Genomic DNA, 24,046 nt, shown 5'->3' with positions numbered 1-24,046 from the left:
ATAAACTACTTTATTGTATGAAGGAAGTGGAATTTGGTGAAAAAAATGCAAAGAAAGGGCTGGCCAAATTTTAGCCAACCCCATCTTTGTTAAGCTAGGGATTAATACCAGCTAGCTCCAACAATGATTAATAGAATGAACAAGACAACGATTAAAACGAAAGTTGAGCCACCGCCATAACCGCCACCGTAGCCATATCCGCCGTATCCGAAACACATAGATAAATTCACCTCTCTTTAGTAGTTTCAATAATAAGATATGAAATCACTAAAGAAAGTGTATAGGCACGGACAAGCTTATTCATAAATAGACTAAAAAATGAGCATTTATCCTTTCGGCTTGAACACAAGGGCGCCTATGAAACCAAATATAATCGCAGCTGAAACGCCTGAGCTTGTTACTTGAAACATTCCGGTTAACACACCAATGATTCCATGGCTGTTGGCATCCTGAAGTGCACCATGCACTAATGAATTTCCAAAACTTGTTATTGGAATCGTTGCTCCGGCCCCTGCAAAATTGACCAACGGTTCATATAAGCCAAAGCCGGACAATACAGCGCCCATTACAACCAACAAGCTTAAGGTATGGCCAGGAGTAAGCTTCGCAACATCAAACAGTAGTTGACCTATAACACAAATAAGGCCACCAATCACAAATGCCCAAAAAAACATTGCTAACATAGAACCACCGCCACTAATTATTCATTTCCATTGCAACTGCGTGAGCAATGCATGGTATTGATTCTTTTTGCTGAAAAGTTAGCGGAGACAACAAGGCACCCGTTGCCACCAACAAAATCCTTTTATAAGTCCCTTTTTTCATTTCATTCAGCAGGTGACCATATAAGACAGTGGCTGAACAGCCTGCACCACTCGCACCTGATTGAACTGGCTGATTATCCTTATAAATAAGAATTCCACAATCCTGAAACTGCTTTCTTTGCAGGTTGAGTCCACTCTTATTTAACAATTCAAAGGCAACGTCATGTCCAACCCTGCCTAAATCACCAGTAATAATCAGGTCATAGTAGGAAGGATCGAGTTGCATATCTCTAAAATGGGCCATGATCGTGTCAGCCGCCGCCGGTGCCATGGCACCACCCATATTAAAAGGATCCGACAACCCCATATCAATGACTTTCCCGATCGTGGCTGAGGTAGTTACGGGATAATTTTCCCTTGGATCATTTGGCTGGAGCAGTGCTGCACCGGCTCCAGTTACCGTCCATTGGGCGGTAGGAGGCTTTTGGCTCCCATATTCGGTTGGATAACGGAATTGTTTTTCAACTGCAGCATTATGACTTGAAGCACCAGTCAATACATACTTCGCTCCCTGATAATTTATGACAAATGAAGCGAGTGCCAAGCCTTCCATAGAGGTAGAACAGGCACCAAATAGTCCAAAATAGGGAATTTGCATGGTTCGGGCAGTAAAACTTGATGGTGTTATTTGATTAATTAAGTCACCAGCAAATAAAAATTGAACTTGTTCCTTCTCCATATTTGCTTTTTTCATAGCAATTTTAATGGCTTCTTCCATTAATACACGATGTGCTTTTTCATAAGAGTCTTGCTCCATCCACAAGTCCTCATACAATAAATCAAAATCATTGGCCAAATTACTATTTGCCTCAAATGGGCCCCCAGTCACTCCTGTTGCCCTTATCATTGGCCGTTTGTCAAATACCCATGTTTGATGCCCTTTTAGCAATTATATAACCCCCCAAATTGAGAGCAGTGTTCTGATTAATGCCACTATAAAGGCTGAAAATACCCCAAAAAGCAATACGGCCCCTGCAAGCTTAAACATATTTCCGCCGACTCCGAGTACAAACCCTTCCGTCCTATGCTCAATGGCTGCTGAAATAACCGCATTCCCAAAACCAGTCACTGGCACTGCACTTCCAGCTCCAGCAAATTGGCCAATCCGATCATAGACACCAAACCCTGTTAACAACATGGAGATAAACACCATCGTGGCTACGGTTGGATTTCCGACACTTTGTTCTGTAAAATTGAAAAAATAAATATAAAAGTAACTGATGGCTTGGCCAACTACGCAAAATAAACCGCCCACGAAAAATGCCTTTATACAATTTTTTAACACAGGCCTTTTTTTCTCGTGCTTTTGCTGCAGTTGTTGGTAACTTTGCTGTTGTGGCGTCATTTCTTTTTGTTTACTTGCCATCCTCATTCTTCCTTTCCTTACTTTATATCCTCTGTCATTTTAACGATTTCATTAAATCTTTTATCAGCATCTTTCCGAGAAATTTTATCGGCTTGCATTTTTTCATCCAGCCTGACTACCTCAAGGAAAATTTTATAATCACTCGAAACAGTAAATTTTTCCTTTGGGTATCTTTTTTCTAAAAGCTTAGTTACTCTTTTTTCAATTTTCTTCATTTTAAAACGTTGTAAATGTTTGACCTTGTAAGCAACAAGGGTACCCTTATGTCCCTTTATAACAGCAACATCGTATAATTCCGGTAATGAGCTGACCAAATCCTTTATTTCCTTCACATTATCTTTGTTTTGTTCATGATCAGTAATGACCGGATTCGGGTTTGTGGTCTTAATCAGTGCCAGTTGACTATCCTTAACCTGCTGATTTTGACTGCAGGAAGTAAGAAATAATAATAAAGCAAATGCAATCCATTGATTTGTTTTTTGCATCTAGTCCCTTCCCCTTTTAATGAAGTATCCTGCCATATAGTTTTTTCGACATTCCCTAAATTTATGACCTAAATGGAAAAATAAAAAAAAACTGCCTTTAAATCAGCAGTTTCGAAATGATTATTTACTCGTTTTCTTTCCGCAGCCGCAACCGCCCTTTTTGATTGGTTTGGAAGGCTGATAAACCTTAGATGATGCTGCTTGCAAGCTTTTCTTCTTATTCACCTTACTCTCTCCCTTTTAATACAATTGATTAGCTAATAAATAAGATATGAAAAAAGTGCAAGTCTTGTCTAAGGCAAAAAACCTTATTTATCCAGAAAGAATTGTACAATTGTTTCAATAATTGAGGCTAAACCAGCTATAGCTAGTATTGAAATAATGGGAATAGTTATTTGGGAAAAAAAATAATGGAGAAATACGATAACTGAAGTGGTCCATATGCCCGTGCACCAATAGCAGCTAAGTAGCTCTCCAAAAAATCGCTTTATCCCTGTTTGTTTAGGGATGTAATAGGTTTCAAGTTCTCCATTCTCAGTTTCCTGCTGAATTTCATCAAAAAATGGGTTTCGCAGAAATTCAGTAATTTTATCATAAACCAGTAGTCTTGTCAGACGAAAGCTTGCCAACGATAGCAGAATCAATTGTAAAAAGCTTAATTCCATGTCCGTATGTCCTTTCTTTATCGAGTTGAAATAATATCCGCCTAATTTTGTTAAAAAAGGCAATTGTCCGTAACCCATAAGGGCTAAGTGAAATATGTTAGTAATGTAAGATATATATATTACGGATTAAGGAGGAAAAATAATGGGTTGTGGAAGAAATCATCACGATGACTTCAATAGTGGCAATTGCGTATGCCAAGTAGTTCGCGCCATTAATGATCTTCAACAAAACGTTGCGGGTGAAGAATGTCAAGCGTGCACCAGCTGCTTTAACGAACCACTTGGTTCACTTGTATCACCTGTGAGAGAGGCCGTTGATACTCGTGTTTTTGTATTAAAAACAGCAGATGGATCACCATTCCATGCGTTCTTTAACGACGACTTCAATGCATGTGTTTCTATCTATTTCCGCGTTGAAGATGTATTTGACAACTGCTGTGCAACGCTTCGTGTATTAGTTCCTGGTAAAAGAGAAGGTGGAAACTTTGTACCGGTGAATCTTGTATCCGGAGATGATAAATGCTGCATTAATCTTTCAAGAGTCTGCCAAGTAACGAGTTTTCGTGCCAGCAATGATTGTGTAACAGTTGACTTGAGCTGCTTCTGTGCCATCCAATGTATCGCAGATGTAAACTTGGGAATTTGCAATTAAATAAATTAGCCAGTCGGTTAGTCGGCTGGCCTTTTTTTGTGCTTATCAAAGTTTATTTTTTTAACCCGATCATCATGATACTTTTTATTTCATCAACGCATAAGGTTTTGGTTTTTTCATTATGAAATTGGATGATAGCTTCATCATTTTCATAACCAATTAAATAGCCCTGATAACTTTCCTTATCTGTATAAAAAACACATGGGACCATGGGCAGAACCTTCGGATAATGAATCAAATAATCTAATTGCTCAGAAACATTCATTTCCTTAAAAGGTTTTACTCGATTCATGGAGGAATGAGGTTTGACTTTCTTGGAAGAAGTGGTTGTTTCCAAGGTATTATCTTCTGAAGAGGTGACCTGGACGGGAACTCTCTCCTCGACTTTTGGTTTTTGATCAAACTCAGGGACATCATCCATGTTCTTTTTATTCTTAAAAACCTCTTGCATATTGTAGTTAGACGGTGTCCTTGAAAAAGGTTGATAAATATACATTAACGGCCCTTGTTCCTTTCTTATTGCCATGAAAAGCACCTCCTTTTACAGTTTCCTACACTTTATATGTATGCGAAAAGCCCAGAGGTGTTAATAAAATAGATAAATTCATACAAAAAGCCCGCAAACAATTGCGGGCTCTCACAACAAATGATTAAAGAATATGGAATCCTGAATCTACATGAATATTTTCACCGGTAATACCACGGGAAAGGTCACTGAACAGGAATACTGCAGTATCCCCGACCTCTTCTGGAGTTGTAGGTCTACGTAAAGGTGCTTTTTCTTCAATTTCTTTTATAATTAAATTAAAATCACCTACACCCTTTGCAGACAAAGTACGAATCGGTCCTGCAGATATAGCATTAACTCGAATATTGTCTTTTCCAAGATCAGCTGCTAAATAACGAACGCTAGCTTCAAGAGATGCTTTGGCAACACCCATAACATTATAGTTTGGAATGGCTCTTTCTCCGCCCAGGTACGTTAAGGTTACAATGCTGCCACCCTCTGTCATCAAGGCACGTGCTTCTTTTGCCACTGCGGTCAATGAATAAGAACTGATATTTTGTGCCAGTAAAAAGCCATCACGAGTTGTATTCATGTATTCACCTTTTAATTCCTCAGTCTTAGCAAAAGCAATACAGTGGGCAACACCATGAATGGACCCTACAGCCTCTTTAATTTCAGCGAAACATTTGTTGATATCTTCATCACTTGTCACATCACATGGTAACACCAATGTTCCTTCCGCTTCTAAAGACTCTGCTAATTCCCGGACACTTTTCTCTAGTCTTTCTCCTGCATACGTAAATACAAGTCGAGCCCCAGCATTATGAAGAGAACGTGCAATTCCCCATGCTATACTGCGTTTATTGGCAACACCCATAACAACATATGTTTTTCCAGCTAATGATATCATTTACGAAAGTCCCCCTATATATCAACTGATATTAGTACTTGGTACTAATTTTACACTACTTTTAAAAAAATGAAAAGAGCAGCTGCTTCAATAATAATTTTTATCAGGCTTCTCACAAAACTCCAATTCCTGAATTAAATCATCCACATACTCCTTCGATCCCGTAACAATGAGGCGATCATTCAACTGCAGTTCCGTATCGCCATGTGGGACGATTGAATCATTGCCTCGAAAAATTCGCACAAAAATAATATCTCCCATGAACGGAAATCTTCTAAGCGGCACTCCGTCAAATTGGTCATTATTCATCACTATTTCGTATAGACCCGTTTCCTGGTTCGTTAGAATATTAATCACTGTCGGCGACTCTATTAACGCACGCAAAAGTGTTTTGGTCGACATAAATGATGAAAATACTTCAATCCCATGTTCTCGTAAACTCTCTTCTAATTCAGGAATCTCTATTCGGGCTATGACCCTAGGAACTCCTTTCGTTTTAACAGCTCTGGCCAGCTCAGCATTTAACTGATCAGTGCCTGTTGATATCACGACAATCTCTGAAAGAAAAATGTTAGTTTCCGCAATCGATTCTATTGAATAATCATTTATTTCTACTATTTCAAATAAGGAATTGGTCATTTGTTTTTCTCCATCTCTCAATTTTGGAGAATAGACAATTGGCTCATAAAGTCCCGACTTCAACTCGCGTGAAATCGGAAGAGTGATTTGGTTTGCTCCCAAAAAAGCAACTCGTACCTTTTTTCCAGCAAGGATCTCTTTTGGGAATAATTTCTTAAAAACGATTGGCGTAAAAATGGAAGTAATGACAGCGACTAAAATTAATGTCCCCTTCATTTGCTCAGAGATTACGCCAATTCGTTCTCCTATTGTTGCCGCCGCAATAACCAGTGATAGGGTTGAGGTTAGTAAAAATCCAGAAGCAAGAACAGTTTTTGTATCATACCAACGCTTTAAAAGATAAACTGGAACAAGTTTTGATAGTAATAAACCAATCAGTAAAAAAGGGATTAGCATTAATAGTTTTTTCTCAGAGAACAATGACCAGATATCAAGTTCAACCCCCACCATTACAAAGAAAATGGGAATGAGGAACCCATATCCAAAGGAATCAAGTTTATGAATTAATTCCTGATTCGGAGAAAGTAAGGAGACCAGTACTCCAGCCATAAATGCACCTAGAATATTTTCTGCCCCGACTGTTTCTGACAACCCAACTAACACGATAATCAAGGTAAAGACGGCTCTTGTACCGATTTGCACCGTCCCTGTTGCCAACGATTCCATAAAAGTTCGGTTTTTAAATCTCTTTCCAAGTAAATACAAAATCATACCACCGATAAATAAAAATAACAGCAACCATGTACTGCTATGCCCTGGTTCATAAATAGAAACAAATACAGCGAGAAGGATCATCGTTACCAGGTCAGCAATGACTGCGACTAATAAGATAATTTGCCCAATAACCGTCTTCATCAGATGGGCTTCCTTCAGGGTTGGCACGACAACACCTAAAGAAATAGTTGATATGATCAAGGTCATTAAGAAGGCATTATCAATAAATCCTACTAGTACAAATAAGTAGGATAATCCCAGTGAAAAAATAAAAACTCCAATAAAAATCAATGAAGCTGCAGTGAAAGAATTAGGCTCCCTTTTTCCATTGGGAAGTTTCCCACGTTTATTGCTTCCTGTAAAAGCAGTAAAGTCAATTTCAAGTCCGCTTAAAAACATCAAAAAAATAAATCCTAATGTAGACAGAGTGGAAAGCCACATATCTTCATGGACAACATTTAACCCACTTTTTCCAATGATTAAGCCTACAATAATCTCTGCAACGACAACTGGAATAAAATTCAGCTTAAAACGATGCAGAATGATTGGGGTCAGAAATGCCACTGTAACAACAATGAGTAATGAAAATACAGATACGTGCTGTTGCAATTTATATCGCCTCCCATTTGTTTAGCTCATAATGATTTGTTAATCTAATAAAAACACTTAAAAAAGGAGCATATTTTCCATGCAAATTGATATCATCGGAGATATACACGGATGCTTCAATGAATTTAAGGAACTCACAATAAAATTAGGTTATTCCTGGAAAAATGATATTCCTATTCATCCCCAAAATCGGATACTGGGATTTGTCGGTGATCTGACTGACCGTGGACCTAATTCTTTAAAAGTGATTGAGGTCGTTTGGCAACTGGTGATAAACAAAAAACAAGCTTATTACGCACCAGGAAATCATTGTAATAAATTATATCGTTATTTTCTTGGGAATAAAGTCCAAATTGCTCACGGACTAGAAACGACCGTCGCGGAATACGAGGCATTAAATAAATCTGACAGGCATTCCATTCGACAAAAGTTTATGAACCTTTATGAAACTGCTCCACTGTATTTATCGCTTGACCAAAACCAGTTGATAATCGCCCATGCCGGCATTAAAGAAGAACTGATTGGTAAAGACAATAAGAGAGTGAAAGATTTTGTACTGTATGGAGATATTACAGGTGAAAAGCACCCAGATGGAACACCCGTCAGGAGGGATTGGGCAAAGAATTATCGTGGCATGAACTGCATCGTTTACGGACATACTCCTGTAAAAGAACCAAGAATCATTCATAATACTTATAATATCGATACTGGTGCGGTATTCGGCGGTAAACTTACTGCCTTGAGATACCCCGAAATGGAATTGGTTTCTGTTCCTTCTACTATGCCATATATTGAAGAAAAGTTTAAACAATTTGATTAAGATGAAATGAAAGGCTGACAATCAGCGATTGTCAGCCATGATAACTTCTTGCATATCCTCAGGAAGAGATGCTGTAAACATCATTTCCTCCTTTGTAAAAGGGTGTATAAATTTGATTTTTTTACAATGAAGTGCCTGCCTCGAAATCAATTCATGATTTCCACCATATAATTCGTCACCCAAAAGCGGATGTCCTAAGTAGGACATATGAACTCTGATTTGATGAGTCCGGCCTGTTTCAAGTTCAAGCTCAAGATGAGTAAATCCAGGATAATGCCTGACTACCTTATAATGCGTACAGGCATATTGACCATCTTCACGAACTTCTCTTTCAATAATACTAGTAACCTTACGGCCAATCGGTGCCGTTACTGTACCTTGATCAACAGAAATAACCCCTTCAGAAAAGGCTTCATAGGTCCGCCTCACGACTCCATCCTTTTGCATCTTACTAAATAAATGATGCACGTGGCGGTGTTTGGCAATTAACACAATTCCTGATGTATCCCTGTCAAGCCGGGTTACAATATGGGCGGTTGCTTGTATACTTTGTTTTTCATAGTAACCTACTAATGCATTTGCCAGACTACCAGTAGGATGTTCTCGTGAAGGTATGGTATTCATATAAGGAGGTTTGTTTACCACCATTAAATACTCATCTTCATACAATATCTTTAGTGGAAGGCTTTCCCCTTTTACTCCTTCACTTGGATTTTCAGGTGGGAACCTTACCAATAAAACATCATCAACCTCAAGCTTATATCGAACATTAACGTGCTCTCCGTTTACAAGAATGCTTCCGCCTTTAAACTTTATATCGGTTAAAGCAGCTCTGGAAATTTCCTTTTCCTGTAAAAAGTCTCGAATCAATTTTCCTACACTAAATTGATCAATCATCCACTGCATTTGAAAACTTTCTGTCATCTGTTCTCCTTAACACTAATCAGAAATAAATGAGTCATGAACCCTTTTCCAAAATGGAAATGGCCTAAAACGGGCAAAACGGATTTTTTCTTCTGGTACCCTAAATTGGATCGACTTTACATCTTTATGTAACAGAGTAAGGTGATCAACTGTTACCTGAAAATCTGTTCGGTTTACCGGCTTTAACATACAGGTATGATGTGCTGGCAAGATCAGCGGAGATCCCACTGTTCTAAACACCCGATTGTTTATGGATGCCATCTCAGCCACTTGCAATGCTGAAATCGATGGATGGATGATGGCTCCTCCCAGTGCTTTGTTATAAGCAGTACTACCTGAAGGAGTGGAAACACAAAGTCCGTCACCACGAAAACGTTCAAAATGCTGTCCACGAATTTCCACATCCATGACAAGAGTACCTTCCACACTTTTAACTGTAGATTCGTTCAATGCCAAATATCTTGATTCCTTACCGGCATGGGAATATCGTATAATCACTTCAAGAAGCGGATATTCAACAACCTGATATGGAGTTTTGGCAATGGCAATAACCAGCTTTTCAATTTCATCAGGCGTCCAATCCGCATAGAAGCCCAAATGCCCTGTATGAATCCCTACAAAAGCAGTTTTATTTAAACGGCTGCTATAGCGGTGAAAGGCATATAATAATGTTCCATCTCCGCCAATCGATATCACAATATCAGGCTGGTCTTCGTCATATTTTAGATCAAAATCAAGTAAATAGGTGCGCATTTTATGCATTAAAATATTTGAGTTTTGATCTCCTTTTGAAGTGATCGCAAATTTCATTTTGATTTACTCCTTGTATTAAAATACTTGACATGCAGGGACAGGTTTAGTCTTAGTCTTCTTGGGCGGATTCCTTTTTTCGTGTAAAAAATGCTTGAGCATCTTGGATTTCCCCACGGATTAATGACATTTCTTTATCAAGACGGAAAGCTGCTTCAGCGGCATGTTGAAGCCGCAATTTAATATCTGCTGGGAAAGCACCTTTATATTTATAATTTAATGAATGCTCAATTGTAGCCCAAAAATTCATGGCTAATGTTCTAATTTGTATTTCTGCTAAGATTTTTTTTTCACCTTGAATCGTTTGTACTGGATATTGAATAACAACGTGATAGGATCTGTATCCGCTTGTTTTTTCATGAGAAATATAATCTCGTTCCTCCACAATTTCAAAATCATTTCGAATTCGTAATAATTCCACAACCCGATGGATATCTTCGACAAACTGGCACATGATACGTAATCCGGCGATATCCTGCATTTCTTCTAACCTGTCAAGGGGAATACCTTTTTGGTTCGACTTATCCAAGATACTGGCAATAGGTTTAACCCTTCCAGTTACAAATTCAATTGGAGAATGGGATGCATTAAGTTCAAACTGCCCCCGCATACCTTTTAATTTTATCTTTAATTCATCAATCGCCTGTTTATAAGGAGCTAAAAATTGGTCCCATTGCTTCATGATTACACCTCTTTATGTCCAAAAAATTCTCTCCACCTTAGTAACCATTTCATCTCCATAATTGTGATTTCCCTTTATATTGTTAATGATAAACTCAAATTCATCATGAAAATGAACTAGTTCTATTTGTTGATTATTCCATTCAATCCAAATAGGCAATTTCTCTTCATAAGCTATTTTTAAATCTGGCCATATTTGTTCATTAAGACTGATATATGTATATTCTTCATCGGTTTCCATTAAGTAGATAAAACTAATATGATCGGAATCCACCAGAATTTGACCGGCCGGAACTAACCCCTCCAGTGACCCGTTTCCATGCAATAACAGTTTAATATCAGTAAGATTTGCTTTTAAAACTTCCATTCGTTTTTTCACTTTTTTTTACCTCCAATATTCACTTACTTATTTTAGCATAATTCAGCCATTTCTCTCAAAGTTTGAAGTATTGGGGATAAAAATGAGATAATAAAGTCATGGTATCGGAGGGAAGGATAAAAATGTCGCAAAACGTAGAAATTGAATTTAAAAATATACTTTCTGAATCAGAATATGAAACATTAAAAAAAGCGTTTCAAATCCCCGATTCGCAAATATTTCTTCAAGAAAATCATTATTTTGATACTCCAGAATTTGGTCTTAAAGAACAAAATTCAGCGTTAAGGATCAGAAAAAAACAAGCTCATTATGAATTAACGTTAAAACAGCCTGTTAAAAAGGGGCTGCTTGAAACCAATCAAGAGTTGAGTGAATCAGAAGTTACCCTGGCTCTTAACGATGGAATTCTTCCATCTGGCGAAATTAAAAGGATCCTGGAAAGCATTAGAATACCTTTGGAAAGAATAGAGTACTTTGGTTCGCTATCAACCTATAGGGCCCAAATTGAATATAAGAACGGTTTACTTGTTTTCGATCATAGCGTCTATTTAAATACGGAGGACTTTGAGTTGGAGTATGAAGTCCAAAACTATGAAGCAGGAAAAGAGAATTTTATACTTTTGCTCGAACAATATAAAATTCCAAATCGCAAAACGAAAAATAAAATCCAACGTTTTTATGATCAAAAAACACAAGAAAAATAAATACTATATCAACGGTGTTTAAATGGTTTTCAAAGCAATTCATTTGAGATATCGCTAGGGCATTGATAAAATAAAGAAAACTCAATATGTCATTTATTTGAGTTGTATACATGATTTAAAGAATTTTTGAGGAGTTGTCAACATGATTGGTAACAAACGTACACCCTTTGAGGTTATTGGGGAACAAACACTCCATCGTCTTGTAGACACTTTCTATGGTCTAGTTGAACAACATCCTGACCTGGCACCTATTTTTCCTAACGATTTCTCAGAAATTGCTCGTAAACAAAAGCAATTCCTTACTCAATATTTAGGTGGACCGCCATTGTATACAGAAGAGCATGGTCATCCTATGATGAGGGCTCGCCATTTACCTTTTCCGGTAACTCCTACTCGGGCAAAGGCATGGCTCTCTTGCATGACTCAGGCAATGGATACAGTTGGTCTTGAGGGACAAATAAGGGACGAGTTTTATTCCCGACTTTATTTAACAGCTCAGCATATGATTAATACACCTGATGATGAAGTGAATTTTGGTGACGATTGTGAATAATTATTGGTCAAAAGAATCTAAAGCGTCTTGCCATGGCAATGATCGAAAACCGATTGAAATTTATATGTTTATTGACCCACTATGTCCTGATTGTTGGACACTTGAACCCATAATGAAAAAATTACTTATTGAATACGGGCGTTATTTTTCATTGAAGCATGTGCTAAGCGGAAAAATTGCCCATTTAAATCTTACACGGAAAAAGATTTATGATAACTTTTCAGATATATGGGAAAAGGCAGCTTCTAGGACCGGGTTGGTTTGTGATGCAAAGTCTTGGAATGAGAATCCTGTTGATGCACCTTATCATGTTTCAATCGCGCTTAAAGCTGCTGAGTTGCAAGGAAGACGTGCAGGAATTCGCTTTTTACGAAAGGTCCAGGAAGGATTGTTTTTAGAAAAGAAGAATCTTTCTTCTTTTGAAGAATTACTTAAATGTGCTGAGCGTGCCGGTTTGGATGTAAAGGAATTTGCCAATGACTTTCATTCCGAAAGTGCTGCTAAAGCCTTCCAATGCGATTTGCAAGTTACCACTGAAATGGATGTACAAGAAATTCCAACACTTGTCTTTTTTAATGAAAACACAGAAGACGAAGGGATTAAAATTACTGGCAGCTATCCATATGAGGTATATGTGCAAATTTTAGAAGAAATGCTATCGGAGAAACCGGAAAAAGCAACGCCCCCACCATTGGAAACCTTTTTAAAGATTTTTACATTTGTTGCAACAAAGGAAATTGCCGTCGTCTACAATATGTCCATATCCCAAATTGAAAGGGAAATGAAAAAATTGCTTCTTAAACAAGTTGTAGAACAGATCCCAGCGAGATATGGAACATTTTGGCGTTACATTGAGGAATAGACATTGTCAGTGTATTTTCACTGAACACTGTCTATTTTTTTATTGACCAAAACAAAAATGCCTTGCAGAATCTCTATCTGCAAGGCATTTTTCTAATACGAACAAAGGGGATGGGAGAAATTTTTCACGGTCAAACAAAGGGGTATATGTTTGTTGTGATCAACTTCACGCATTTAATATACCATGGTAAACAAGATGATGACAATAAGTATGTGCTTTATTTCACATAATTGTCAAATTATCATAAATTCACGAAATCGACAATAGACATAATAATAGCGGTTGTACTAAATATTATTTATAGGGTGGTTATCATGAAAAGAAGATTCCCTTATTTGTTAATGGTACTATTTTTTTTGATTGCTTTTTCACTACACATCTTAGCTTTAATCCATATTTTTCCTTTGATCGTTAGTATTCCATTATTATTTATTGCCATATTACTTCCGATCGGTTCCATCAGTCAACGAAAAAGATTTAAGGGGTTTTAAAGGGGATGGTACACATCAGGTACCATCCCCTTTTACATCTTGTTTACTGTAATAACTGTTCAAGCTCCGCCAACTTTTCTTCAAATACCTTACATGCATTTTTAATTGGCTCAGAGCTTGTCATATCGACTCCCGCTTTTTTCAGTACTTCAATTGGATAATCTGAACTTCCGGCACTTAAAAAGCCAATATAGCGCTTAACAGCAGGCTCCCCTTCGTCAAGGATTTGCTTACTTAATGCGGTTGCTGCTGAAAATCCTGTTGCATATTGATAAACATAGTAATTGTAATAGAAATGAGGAATCCTTGCCCATTCCAAACCAATTTCTTCATCAATGATAATATCCTCTTCACCAAAATACTTTTTATTTAATTCATAGTACATTTGTGTTAATGAATCTGCCGTTAAAGCTTCATTATTTTGTACCTTTTGATGAATGAGATGTTCGAATTCAGCAAACATTGTCTGTCTGAACACTGTCCCTCTAAAACCTTCTAGATAATGATTAAGCAGATAGATTCGTTTTTGTTCATCATCGATGGTTTTTAATAAATAATCGTTAAGGAGCGCTTCATTACAGGTTGATGCCACTTCTGCAACAAAAATGGAATAATCTCCATAAGCATATGGCTGAGTTTTTCTTGTGTAATAACTATGCACAGAATGACCGAATTCGTGTGCTAATGTAAATAGATTATTGACATTATCCTGCCAGTTCATCAAAATATACGGGTGGGTACCATAAGCGCCTGAAGAGTAGGCACCGCTTCTTTTTCCCTTGTTTTCATGAACATCCACCCAGCGATTTTCAAATCCTTCTTGAAGAATTTTCGTATATTCTTCTCCAAGCGGAGCCAATCCCTTAAGAATAAGATCCTTTGCTTCCTCATATTTAATTTCCATTTTTACATCCTTTACTAAAGGAGTGTATAAATCATACATGTGAAGCTCGCTTAAACCCAATACCTTTTTACGAAGCTTTATATAGCGTTGCAATAAATGAAGGTGATCATTTACTGTGCTCACTAGGTTATCATAAACGGATTCCGGGATATTATTCGCAGCAAGGGCTGCTTCCCTTGCTGATTGATACTTCCTTACTCTGGCGTTGAAATTATCATTTTTAACATTACCGCTTAATGTACTAGCAAACGTATTTTTAAAGCTGCCATATGTTTTATAAACAGCTTGAAAAGCATCATGTCTTACCCGCTGATCTCCACTTTCCAAAAAACGAATATAGCGCCCATGAGTGATTTCTACCTCTTCTCCGTTCTCATCTTTTATGGTCGGGAAGACTAGGTCAGCGTTATTAAGCATACCGAACGTATTACTAGAAGCATTCATCACCTCTCCTGCTTCAGCTAAAAGTGCTTCCATATCTGCTGTTAATACATGGGGTCTTTGCTGATTAATTTGTTCAAGAGCATGCTCATATAGTTTTAACTCTGGTTTTTCTTTTAAAAACTCTGTAATCTTTTTTTCATCAATGGATAAAATTTCAGGGACAATAAATGCAAGTTGGCTGGATGCTTGTGAATACAGGTTTTTCATCCGATCATCCAACCCTTGATAGAAGGAGTTGGTCGTATCCTGATCATACCTCATATGTGAGTATGTATAGAGCTTGCCAATCCGTTCAAGCAATTGATCTTGATACTGTAGAGCTTGATAAAGTGTCTCTGCATTTTCACCAAGTTTTCCTTCAAACTCCTTAATTCCCGGAAACATACCTTTTACCTCTTGAAATTCAGCTTCCCATTGCTCATCAGATGCAAATATATCCTCTAATTTCCATGTATCCTCAACTGGAATTTCACTTCTTGCAGGCAATGATTTTACAGCAGAGTCATTTGCCATTTATTACTCACCCTTTCATGTGAATTTGATTGATTACCCTTAAATATATTCTTCTAAATTCCGCTTTTTTCCTCTTATTGTTTACTACTTTATTATGCCCATTGCTGAAATTTCATAATAACCAATTGTTCTTTAGCAAAAATAACTGTTTTACTTCCTCCCTTTCCCGGTTTGTTTTCGGGACTACTATTTTATTTATTATCACAAACGAAGCATCACCTTTTTGGGTTATTAAATTTAATCTACATAATAATTGAATATATTCCATTACAGGCTTCATCGGATTCACATCAGGAATTTGCGGTAAATTTCGCAATAGGATTTCTTTTCGGTTAATCCTTTTAAAAACATGCCCGTATATCTCCTTTATAGAAATTAAAGCTCCTGGTTCCTTATTCTTTATGAAATCGAGAAATAGATAGGATTGCCAAATAACTGGTGGTGTTTGGATGAAAAAAGAGTGAGGAACAGGAAGACCTAATTCAGGAGGCAACAGAAAAAGATTAAGATTGTGCCTGTAGAGTTCGCATAAAAACGGATTTCTAATAGTATCAGAGCGCAGTGCCCAATTCCGGTTATACTGCTCAAGTTCATTCACCCATCCTGTCATACTTACTTGGCTACGGCTTTGTTTGGGTGATAATAAATTTTCAATTTTGATTGTATTCAGCGGGAATTGCACTTGCTGGGTGAAGGTATTTTTAATCGAATAGGGTTTGAGGGATTGAAGCAAATGAAAGACTTTTGTCTCTGGACAATAAACGGGAATTTGGTAAATGTAATTGGAGGTTAGTTGTAAAAATAAATAGGCAAAATTGGTAAGTGAAAGTTGGTTTTTTTTCTTCTTTTTTATATTCGGCAAAGATACAATCCAAAGCGGTGAATATCCATTTTGAAGATAGTATGTTGTTCGCTTTATAAAAAGTTCTTCCGATATCATGGAGCACTGAAATTCTAATGCGTATCTATGCCCATTGTACGTAAACATGACATCAGGCCGTTGCTTTAGATCCTTGTCATAGTATTCTAATACACATGGTATACCTTGGCTTTTGATCCATTGAAAAAGTTGAAGTTTACCTTTCATATGGTATATGGTTTCCCCTTCATGACATTCACTGCAGCAGTGTTTATTCTGATGAGCAAAATGAAAAATACGCTGATCTCCTAATTTAAGTACAACTGGCTCTCCACATATTGGACAATAGAATTGTTCCAACCTGCGAAGCTCCAATAGTTCCTCTTTTTGGTGATCCCCGCCTAGAGTAATAGGTTCACCAGTTTTTGTTTTAGCTGTTAACAAAAGAATCTTCCTCCTTTCTATCCTTACCTATTCGACAATTTTTTTCAAAAGTCCTTTCCTTAAAAAAATAAAACTCGCCAAATTGACGAGTTTCGTTTTTTATAAGAGAGGGGATAGTAATCGTGCTGTTGATTCCAATAATTTAAAGCCTAGATGGCGTTCCTGAAATGTTTTATACTCTAACAGTTTTGAGTAATCCAAATCATTAATAAACTCAGCCACAAGTTTTTGAGTGCTTTTTGTTTTAAACAAGAAAGCATTTACCTCAAAGTTTAAATGAAAGCTCCGCATATCCATATTTGATGTGCCAATTGAGGCCAATTCCCCATCAACGATGACAATCTTACTATGCATGAATCCGCGTTCGTATTCATAAACCTTCACTCCCGCCTCCAGAAGCTCCGGGAAGTACGATCTAGAGGCGTGGAAGACAATCCTTTTATCTGGACGATTCGGGACAAGCAGTCTTACGTCAATACCACTTAATGCAGCAATTTTTATTGCAGAAAAAATGTCTTCATCTGGGATAAAATAAGGAGAAGCAATCCAAACCGACTTTTTTGCCGTGCTAATCATCGAAAAGAAGATATTCTTAATAACACTCCATTCATTATCAGGGCCACCCGCAATTAACTGAACACCACCGTGACTACGATCATCAACCTGCGGCGATAAATACTCAGCTGTCAAAAAACTATGATTGGTCATATAATACCAGTCTTGTAAAAAGATCAATTGAAGCGTTCTTACCGCTTCTCCTCTAAGCATTAAATGGGTATCTCGCCAAAATCCAATGTCTTTGTCTCTTCCTAAATATTCATCACCAATATTTAATCCGCCAACAAATCCTACTGTTCCGTCAATGACAATGATTTTACGGTGATTTCGAAAATTAAATTTATTATTTAAAAATGGTAATTTAACAGGACCGAAAGGCAATGCTTCGATTCCAGCATTTTTTAAATCATGAATATACGCCGAAGAGAGCTTCCAGGAGCCCACGGCGTCAAACATGAAGCGAATCTTAACCCCTTCTCGCGCTTTTTCGATGAGAATATTTTTTATCTCCTGTCCGATTTGGTCATGTCTGACTATGTAATATTCTAAGTGTATATGATGCCTTGCTCTTTTTAATTCCGCAATGATATGACGAAAAGTTTCCTCTCCATTTGTTAGCACCTTTGTGGCAGTATCAAAAGAAATGGGACTGTTCCCTAGTTTTTGGGCAAGGGTAAATAATGTTCCTTGATGTTCACCCATTAATTTTCGTTTTTCTTCATTTCGTGGGTCATCCTCACCTTCTACCGTTAAAAATGCCTGTTTATCAAGGAAATATTTTTTACGAAACATTTTTTCTTTTCGATAATTGCGACCAAATAACAAGTAGAAAATAAACCCCACGAGCGGGAAGCTTCCTAAAACTACCAGCCATGTTATCGTTTGGGTAGGATGGCGATTTTCCAAAAAGATTACAAAGCCAATAAATATGACTGAAAGCGTAATTAAAACACTAAGAAATCCAAGTACTCCACTTTCCAGCCTATCCTTAAATAAAAATAACAAACTGGACAGCACAGATAGAAATAGGATTACCCTAAATGTATTTTTCAGTGCTCTCACCTTCCAGATCCTTTATTTTTTCATTCATGTAAAATACCGATTTCAAAATTGAAATCGGCAGTTTTTTAGCTAAAATGTTTTCGAATTTCCTCGAATACCTGTTCAGAAATGATTTCTTTCCCATATTCTTGAACGCGATGAATCGTAACTTGAGTTTCATATCCAAATTCAAGCAAAACACTTAAAATGTCATCGATTTCATCTTCTTCGAATAAATCTTCTGGGAATTCTGTATATAAGTAATATTTCCCTTCGAAATAATAAAGTTTGGTCATTAACTCGTCTAAACCAGGGCGTTTCGAAAGCATGATAACATCTTCAAATTCCCTAAAGACAAGCATAAACTCTAATGAATCATCCTCAATCAATATTTCATCATCATCTGAGTAATTTGTATTGAAATGCTGATCCAAAAGTTCTTCTATTTTTTCATCGACCGGTAAATCTTTACTTTTTTCACCAGGAATCGGAAGTTCAAATTTTTGACCATCTTTTGAAAGCTGTGCCTTTGTAACCAGTACTTCCAACCCTTTATCAAGTGCCTGAACCTGAATCCACAATGGACCTTCAACAGCAAATTCTTCCTCATCATGGACTTCATCCATCATTTCCCAGAAGAGTTCTTCACTACGTTCACGATTGTACCAAATTTCCTCCCGGTCAAATCCTCTTTCTTCTATATCACCATAAGAAATATAAAATTTTACGGTATTTTCATTAATTCGTTCAATTTCCATATCAACCTCTCCCTTCCGTCGTCGATAATTGAAGGGACTAAATACCCCCAAGCAGATAACCTATAGCATTGACTCATATAAAAAGGTTTATACAAACTGAACTTTAGACAAAAAACTAAGTACTCTTGTACTTTCATTTTATGACAAAAGCTGTGATTAGGGAAATAAAAATATCTAAAATCACTAAAACCATCATATAGCCTAGTTACATAAACCAGAGGATCATTTGGGAGTTCATATTCATCAAGATATTCCTTTTATTATAACAAATAAACAAAAAAACTACAAATATTTATGCAAGAAAAAGACCTTCAAATGTGAAGGTCTTACACTTAGTTTACCATACGTTGTGCTTCACGCAATTGGTAAGTACGCACCTTTCTTGGTAGAAAGCGGCGAATCTCATCTTCATTATATCCAACTTGTAAACGTTTCTCATCAATAATAATCGGACGACGCAATAATCCAGGATTTTCTTTGATTAATTTAAATAAATCCTGTAAGGGCATTGAATCTAAATTTACATCTAATTTTTGAAATGTTTTTGATCTGGTTGAAATAATTTCATCTGTTCCATCTTCAGTCATACGAAGAATTTCCTTAATTTCTTCTAACGATAATGGTTCAGAAAAAATATTTCTTTCTTTGTATGGAATCTCATGTTCTTCTAACCATGATTTTGCCTTCCGACATGATGTGCAACTTGGTGAAGTGTATAGTGTTACCATCCGTCTTCACACTCCTCTAATATTTACAATAATGTATTAACCGTAAAATCAGGATACGTAATAATATTTAAATAATCATTAATTAAAATAATTATAAATAAAAAATTTATATTATTTATTATACACCACAGATTTAAAAAAAGGTATCCCTTTTTAAAAATTATTAATAGAGTTAATCGGTATAAAATAAATCATTTCACAATATATTAGACGAATAATTAACTAAAAAGTTTCATACTTTTTTATTTTTTTATCTTGATTTTTACAACTATACTTTAATGGTCAATATAATGTTCGCTTTTTAGAATGAATCTTATGAGGGTCAATAAAAAAATATACTGATTTTTTTTACTATTTAATGTTATTCTTTCATTAATTCCTCCATTTATTCTCATTATATTCTCAATTAGGATTATTCCACTGAAAACGCATTCATCTATAAAAACTTTTAACAAATAAGATTAATTCCCTTTCAATATGGTAAAAGTTCTTTTAAAATAAGGAGTAGGGGATTATTCTTTTTAGGCAATGAAATGTTTAGCTTATTTATGGAGGGATATAGATGGGAGCTTACATAGTGGATTTAACTGTTGTAGCTGTTTTAATTATTGGAATAACAGCTATGATGGGCGTTATTACAAATACCATCGGAGAAAAAGTATTTGGCGGAAAGCGCCGAAGTGAATTTGTAGATCAAAGTGCAAAATATCAAACTGGCTGGAAAATGGTCGGCGGGAAAAAGCACTAAATAAAAGCGGTGTTCCTTCAATGAAGGAACACCTTTTAATTTTATTACAACCGATTAGGAACTTCTAACCAGTCGTTAAAGTATTCCTGTGGCACTTGAAAGTAATCCTTGGTAAACCGTATAAATTCGGCAGTATCTACTTCTTTATATTTAAACCGTTTGTAGTAGTCAGCAAGGTATTCACTGAGGACGGTTTTAAAATCTTTATCCCTTATCCGATATTTATCCTGCACAAGCGAGAATAATTTTAATGCAGGCTGCCCATAAATATACCCTGAATTTTTGTTTTCAGATAGGGGGACATTGGAAACCTGCCTGCCTAACCCAAGTTCTTCAATTTTTTTCATTCTATTGATAGAAAGGCTCTGTGACTGATACGCCCCCTCATGTTCTCCTAAATAATAGAAAACATTTGTAGCAAATTCGCTCATCCCTTCATCAATCCAAGCTTCATGATAGGGGTCGTTAGAAACCACTCCCGAAAAATATTGGTGGGCGACTTCATGAACAACATCCATGTTAAAGAAATGTTCATCTTCAATATATGGATTTACAGTAACAATTCCCGGGTATTCCATATTCTCCCCTTTATCAAGGACAATATCAAGTTGGGATAATGGATATTCTCCAATTTTGTCCTGATAAAAACTTAAGGCCCTTTTGGCCAATCCCAATACTTCCTGTGGTTTTTTATCTTGATCCTTCTTGGTATACAACCGGACTTCAACTCCATTTACATCGGTTGTATAAGTTTGCATCCCTTTCACAATAGCAATAAAAAACTCTCTGACTTTTTCAATTTTTACCTCTCCACTGTTTTCTTTAGAACCTGCATCCCGGTCAGCTGTTGAAATTATCGAATATCCTTTGGGAATATCATACTGAACAGAGTAATCAGAAAAATCAGTATGGTACGTTTCAAGTCCTTTTTGATAATCCTCTTTATTCCATTTTCCATTTTGGTAGGTGGCAAGCATTGGATACCATTGAGCTAAATAGTAATTCTGCTGAACTTTGGAAAATCGGCTTCCCTCTTCTGGAACAGTGAAGCTATAAGTCACGTTAATCTCAGCATGATCATCTTTACCCATATTTTTATCGAGCTTAATCTTTAAGGAATCACGTTTTAAGCTATAGACCGCCTTTTGATTATTCACTTTAATTTCTTTTATAATCAGCTTGGAGGCACCCGATTCTGAAAAAACGTTTGGGATGAAGTAAAAGACAATATCTTTCCATTCATTTTTAGATTTATTGGTAACGTTTATATTTGCAGTTGAATGGAACAACCCATTTTTGTTCATTTTAAGTTTTAAATCGTATTTAGCAGCACTGAAATTTTTTACACCAATATCATCATCCTTGTGAATCGTTACATACCAGCCAGCACCGACAAATAAAACAAATAGGAATATTAAGCCTATCATTTCTCCTTTAACTAACCATCCTTTTATTTTTTTAACATATGTCTTCCGTTTAGGCATTACATTAGGCTCAAAGCCAGTTTTGATCCATGGTGTTCTCGAATAGTTTGATTGAAAGCGATTTTTCAACCCATTTGCCAGTAAACTGAGGGCAATAATGGTAAAAACCAAAAACAATAATGGAATATAAAGAATATGGGATGTACTATAGATATTTCCCCTTGCAGAACCTACCAGTCCGGCGATTTCTTTCGTAATCGACAAGTAAATCGGTCCTTCCAAGGGATCCTTTCTCACGATGGTGCCGCCAATAAAAATATGCATTAGCGCGAGTTGCCCCATTAACGTGATAACATGGATGACCTCAAGAACAAACATGACCAGCAATGATTCTTTTAACTGTGGAAAAATATGCTTCCAGACCATTCGATGTCTAGATGCGCCCAAAGTTTGTGCTGCTTCAATAAAAGCGGACTTTGAGATTTCTTTTGACTTCTTTCTTACCGAAGAAATGATACTCGGAGTACTGACTGCTGCTGCGAGAATGATAAAGTAATAGATTAACTTATCGCTATCTACTAACTGATTGAAAGTAATCGGATTAAGGAAGAAAAATAGTATCAGAAATAGTGGAATATAACTCCATGCTGTTTCAAATGCTTCAATCCATTGTGGAGTTTTTCTCAACATTCCTGCATATAATCCAATAAAAGAACCGACTGTCATTTTAATTATGGTCACCGCTATAGAAATAAAGAGCGTATATCGGATCCCGTATAATACCATTGAATAAAGATCATAACCCCATTTATCCGTTCCAAGTGGATAGTCCTTGGACTCAAACGGATCAAGTGGTGGTGCATATATTTTACCGTTATCATAACTTGTTTTTAATGTTTCTGTTAAAGTGTGCGGAGCAATTGATGGTCCAAAGATTGCTAAAAATATAAGAACCATACAAAAAATAAAGCCAATATATAAGGAATAATTCACTGAAAATAACTTTTTCTTAATCATGGACTATTCCTCTTTTAAACATGAAGAGTACGATTCTAACAGAAAGGAAAACAATTAATGAAATCAATAGCATTGAAAATAAACCTATCGCTATGGGCTGAAATTGACTGCTTTGAAAGATAAATTTCGTAATCCCTCTGACATTTAATAAGTATTCAATAATAAACATATTGCCTACCGCTAGTGAAATAATTTTTGTTAACTCAGCAATGATAAACGGTTCAATGTTTTTGTATACATGGTGGAGATTAATATAATTTAAGTCCATTCCTTTTGAGACAGCTGTACGAATATAATCTTCACCACTTATTTGATAGTATTTAACGGCTACTAATTTAAACAAATATAAGGTAGGAGCTAAACTTGACAAACAAATTGGAAACCACAAATTTAAAGCTCCCCCATCTACCTTCAAGGAAAGTACTCTAACCCCAGTTATTTGGTAAAATTCAACAGCAATAATCAATCCAAAAATGATTAGAATAAAATCAGGAATGGACGAAAGTATGTTAAGCAGTATATTGATCAAGCGAGAAAGTTTGAATCGACTTAAGAAGACTCCAAATAGTAAACTAAAAATTACGGCTATGATCACACCACCCAGTAAAATGATCAAGCTAGTTGTAAAGTTGTAAGGTATGTCACCGGAAATTTCCCTAGTTTGACTGCCAATCGTATATGTACCCAAACCCCCGCCAGCAAGTGTTTGAAAAAATTCCTTATAAATTTGCCCCAACCTTGTAAAATCCCAATCAATACTTTTATCAATAGGATTAATGTGAATCACCCAAGGAATAGCAGCAAGAAATAATACTAATAGAATAATAAATACAACTTGTTGAAGAACCCTCATGTCCAACTCCCTTCTTTCCTCTATATAAAATTAGTTACTTTTACATTTTCCTTTTTTTGTAGTATAATGTCAATAATATTCAATATTTTTTGAAAACACTTTTAATTCAGAACAACAAAAAGCTTGCAGAATACTGTCTACTCTGCAAGCCAAAACACT

General features: G+C 36.3%; 27 protein-coding genes. 7 read left to right on the top strand and 20 right to left on the bottom strand.

The window, feature by feature from the left end:
* Nucleotides 1-101 precede the first annotated feature (101 nt).
* The 6 genes from ACI3K6_RS05435 to ACI3K6_RS05410 form a co-directional block, all read right to left on the bottom strand.
* A complete protein-coding gene (locus ACI3K6_RS05435; protein ID WP_435554037.1) occupies nt 102-218 on the bottom strand; it encodes a YjcZ family sporulation protein in 117 nt (38 codons plus the stop codon).
* A 108-nt stretch (nt 219-326) separates the two neighbouring features.
* A complete protein-coding gene (gene spoVAE, locus ACI3K6_RS05430) occupies nt 327-683 on the bottom strand; it encodes a stage V sporulation protein AE (protein WP_335481191.1) in 357 nt (118 codons plus the stop codon).
* 13 nt (nt 684-696) lie between these two features.
* Nucleotides 697-1,713 carry a stage V sporulation protein AD gene (spoVAD, locus tag ACI3K6_RS05425; protein WP_335481193.1) on the bottom strand — a complete coding sequence of 339 codons (1,017 nt, stop codon included), beginning with the start codon at nt 1,711-1,713 and terminating at the stop codon, nt 697-699.
* On the bottom strand, nt 1,714-2,190 hold the full coding sequence (gene spoVAC, locus ACI3K6_RS05420; RefSeq protein ID WP_435554036.1) for a stage V sporulation protein AC: 477 nt from the start codon (nt 2,188-2,190) through the stop codon (nt 1,714-1,716). It abuts the gene before it with no gap.
* A gap of 17 nt (nt 2,191-2,207) precedes the next feature.
* Nucleotides 2,208-2,675 (bottom strand): YhcN/YlaJ family sporulation lipoprotein, encoded by a 468-nt coding sequence (locus tag ACI3K6_RS05415; RefSeq protein WP_435554035.1) that lies wholly within the window; start codon nt 2,673-2,675, stop codon nt 2,208-2,210.
* A 308-nt stretch (nt 2,676-2,983) separates the two neighbouring features.
* On the bottom strand, nt 2,984-3,340 hold the full coding sequence (locus ACI3K6_RS05410) for a DUF1360 domain-containing protein (protein WP_335479039.1): 357 nt from the start codon (nt 3,338-3,340) through the stop codon (nt 2,984-2,986).
* A 142-nt stretch (nt 3,341-3,482) separates the two neighbouring features.
* Between ACI3K6_RS05410 and ACI3K6_RS05405 the strand changes: the two genes are divergently transcribed.
* Nucleotides 3,483-3,992: a CotY/CotZ family spore coat protein gene (locus ACI3K6_RS05405; RefSeq protein WP_335479042.1), complete on the top strand. Its 510-nt coding sequence runs from the start codon at nt 3,483-3,485 to the stop codon at nt 3,990-3,992.
* A gap of 52 nt (nt 3,993-4,044) precedes the next feature.
* On the opposite strand, the gene ACI3K6_RS05400 is transcribed toward ACI3K6_RS05405, so the two are convergent.
* From ACI3K6_RS05400 to ACI3K6_RS05390, 3 genes are all read right to left on the bottom strand, one after another.
* A complete protein-coding gene (locus ACI3K6_RS05400) occupies nt 4,045-4,518 on the bottom strand; it encodes a CotO family spore coat protein (RefSeq protein WP_435554034.1) in 474 nt (157 codons plus the stop codon).
* Between the two features lie 124 nt (nt 4,519-4,642).
* On the bottom strand, nt 4,643-5,410 hold the full coding sequence (gene fabI / locus ACI3K6_RS05395) for an enoyl-ACP reductase FabI (protein ID WP_335479048.1): 768 nt from the start codon (nt 5,408-5,410) through the stop codon (nt 4,643-4,645).
* An 87-nt stretch (nt 5,411-5,497) separates the two neighbouring features.
* The gene (locus ACI3K6_RS05390) at nt 5,498-7,372 is read right to left on the bottom strand and encodes a monovalent cation:proton antiporter family protein (protein ID WP_435554033.1); all 1,875 of its coding nucleotides are present in this window, start codon (nt 7,370-7,372) and stop codon (nt 5,498-5,500) included.
* Between the two features lie 79 nt (nt 7,373-7,451).
* Between ACI3K6_RS05390 and prpE the strand changes: the two genes are divergently transcribed.
* A complete protein-coding gene (gene prpE / locus ACI3K6_RS05385; RefSeq protein WP_435554032.1) occupies nt 7,452-8,192 on the top strand; it encodes a bis(5'-nucleosyl)-tetraphosphatase PrpE in 741 nt (246 codons plus the stop codon).
* Nucleotides 8,193-8,213: 21 nt separating this feature from the next.
* Here prpE and ACI3K6_RS05380 read toward each other — a convergent pair whose 3' ends face one another.
* The 4 genes from ACI3K6_RS05380 to ACI3K6_RS05365 are packed head-to-tail and all read right to left on the bottom strand — an operon-like array spanning nt 8,214 to nt 10,986.
* Nucleotides 8,214-9,116 carry an RluA family pseudouridine synthase gene (locus ACI3K6_RS05380; RefSeq protein WP_435554031.1) on the bottom strand — a complete coding sequence of 301 codons (903 nt, stop codon included), beginning with the start codon at nt 9,114-9,116 and terminating at the stop codon, nt 8,214-8,216.
* Nucleotides 9,117-9,131: 15 nt separating this feature from the next.
* Nucleotides 9,132-9,926 carry an NAD kinase gene (locus ACI3K6_RS05375; RefSeq protein WP_335479057.1) on the bottom strand — a complete coding sequence of 265 codons (795 nt, stop codon included), beginning with the start codon at nt 9,924-9,926 and terminating at the stop codon, nt 9,132-9,134.
* Between the two features lie 52 nt (nt 9,927-9,978).
* The gene (gene yjbM / locus ACI3K6_RS05370) at nt 9,979-10,608 is read right to left on the bottom strand and encodes a GTP diphosphokinase (protein ID WP_435554030.1); all 630 of its coding nucleotides are present in this window, start codon (nt 10,606-10,608) and stop codon (nt 9,979-9,981) included.
* 12 nt (nt 10,609-10,620) lie between these two features.
* Nucleotides 10,621-10,986, bottom strand: coding sequence for a UPF0738 family protein (locus ACI3K6_RS05365; protein ID WP_435554029.1), 366 nt, complete (start codon nt 10,984-10,986; stop codon nt 10,621-10,623).
* A gap of 122 nt (nt 10,987-11,108) precedes the next feature.
* Here ACI3K6_RS05365 and ACI3K6_RS05360 point away from each other — a divergent pair, with 122 nt between their 5' ends.
* The 4 genes from ACI3K6_RS05360 (at nt 11,109) to ACI3K6_RS05345 (ending at nt 13,596) form a co-directional block, all read left to right on the top strand.
* Nucleotides 11,109-11,690 carry a CYTH domain-containing protein gene (locus ACI3K6_RS05360; RefSeq protein WP_435554028.1) on the top strand — a complete coding sequence of 194 codons (582 nt, stop codon included), beginning with the start codon at nt 11,109-11,111 and terminating at the stop codon, nt 11,688-11,690.
* Between the two features lie 142 nt (nt 11,691-11,832).
* Entirely contained in the window at nt 11,833-12,243 is a 411-nt protein-coding gene (locus ACI3K6_RS05355; protein ID WP_435554027.1) for a globin domain-containing protein, read from the top strand.
* Nucleotides 12,227-13,105, top strand: coding sequence for a ClpXP adapter SpxH family protein (locus tag ACI3K6_RS05350; RefSeq protein WP_435554026.1), 879 nt, complete (start codon nt 12,227-12,229; stop codon nt 13,103-13,105). Before ACI3K6_RS05355 ends, ACI3K6_RS05350 begins: the two co-directional genes overlap by 17 nt.
* Nucleotides 13,106-13,419: 314 nt before the next feature.
* Nucleotides 13,420-13,596 (top strand): hypothetical protein, encoded by a 177-nt coding sequence (locus tag ACI3K6_RS05345; protein ID WP_435554025.1) that lies wholly within the window; start codon nt 13,420-13,422, stop codon nt 13,594-13,596.
* Nucleotides 13,597-13,639: 43 nt separating this feature from the next.
* Here ACI3K6_RS05345 and pepF read toward each other — a convergent pair whose 3' ends face one another.
* From pepF to spxA, 5 genes are all read right to left on the bottom strand, one after another.
* Complete coding sequence (gene pepF / locus ACI3K6_RS05340; RefSeq protein WP_435554024.1) at nt 13,640-15,457, bottom strand: oligoendopeptidase F; 1,818 nt, start codon at nt 15,455-15,457, stop codon at nt 13,640-13,642.
* Between the two features lie 112 nt (nt 15,458-15,569).
* Nucleotides 15,570-16,760, bottom strand: a complete 1,191-nt coding sequence (locus tag ACI3K6_RS05335) for a competence protein CoiA (protein WP_435554023.1) — start codon at nt 16,758-16,760, stop codon at nt 15,570-15,572.
* A gap of 99 nt (nt 16,761-16,859) precedes the next feature.
* The gene (gene cls / locus ACI3K6_RS05330; RefSeq protein ID WP_435554086.1) at nt 16,860-18,371 is read right to left on the bottom strand and encodes a cardiolipin synthase; all 1,512 of its coding nucleotides are present in this window, start codon (nt 18,369-18,371) and stop codon (nt 16,860-16,862) included.
* Between the two features lie 74 nt (nt 18,372-18,445).
* On the bottom strand, nt 18,446-19,117 hold the full coding sequence (gene mecA / locus ACI3K6_RS05325; RefSeq protein ID WP_435554022.1) for an adaptor protein MecA: 672 nt from the start codon (nt 19,115-19,117) through the stop codon (nt 18,446-18,448).
* Between the two features lie 332 nt (nt 19,118-19,449).
* Nucleotides 19,450-19,845, bottom strand: coding sequence for a transcriptional regulator SpxA (spxA, locus tag ACI3K6_RS05320; protein ID WP_335482378.1), 396 nt, complete (start codon nt 19,843-19,845; stop codon nt 19,450-19,452).
* Nucleotides 19,846-20,407: 562 nt separating this feature from the next.
* Between spxA and ACI3K6_RS05315 the strand changes: the two genes are divergently transcribed.
* Nucleotides 20,408-20,593 carry a hypothetical protein gene (locus ACI3K6_RS05315; protein WP_435554021.1) on the top strand — a complete coding sequence of 62 codons (186 nt, stop codon included), beginning with the start codon at nt 20,408-20,410 and terminating at the stop codon, nt 20,591-20,593.
* Nucleotides 20,594-20,637: 44 nt separating this feature from the next.
* Here the strand turns inward: ACI3K6_RS05315 and ACI3K6_RS05310 are convergent, their stop codons facing one another.
* Together ACI3K6_RS05310 and ACI3K6_RS05305 are read right to left on the bottom strand one after the other, a co-directional pair.
* On the bottom strand, nt 20,638-23,034 hold the full coding sequence (locus ACI3K6_RS05310; RefSeq protein WP_435554020.1) for an ABC transporter permease subunit: 2,397 nt from the start codon (nt 23,032-23,034) through the stop codon (nt 20,638-20,640).
* The gene (locus ACI3K6_RS05305) at nt 23,027-23,887 is read right to left on the bottom strand and encodes an ABC transporter permease subunit (RefSeq protein WP_435554019.1); all 861 of its coding nucleotides are present in this window, start codon (nt 23,885-23,887) and stop codon (nt 23,027-23,029) included. The genes ACI3K6_RS05310 and ACI3K6_RS05305 overlap by 8 nt, the downstream gene beginning before the upstream one ends.
* Nucleotides 23,888-24,046 lie beyond the last annotated feature (159 nt).

The organism is Neobacillus solisequens, from assembly GCF_051233465.1.
In the GTDB taxonomy this organism is placed as follows: Bacteria; Bacillota; Bacilli; order Bacillales; family Cytobacillaceae; genus Neobacillus.
Note: the sequence above shows the minus strand (reverse complement) of the source record. Positions and strands in the feature narration are given on the sequence as shown.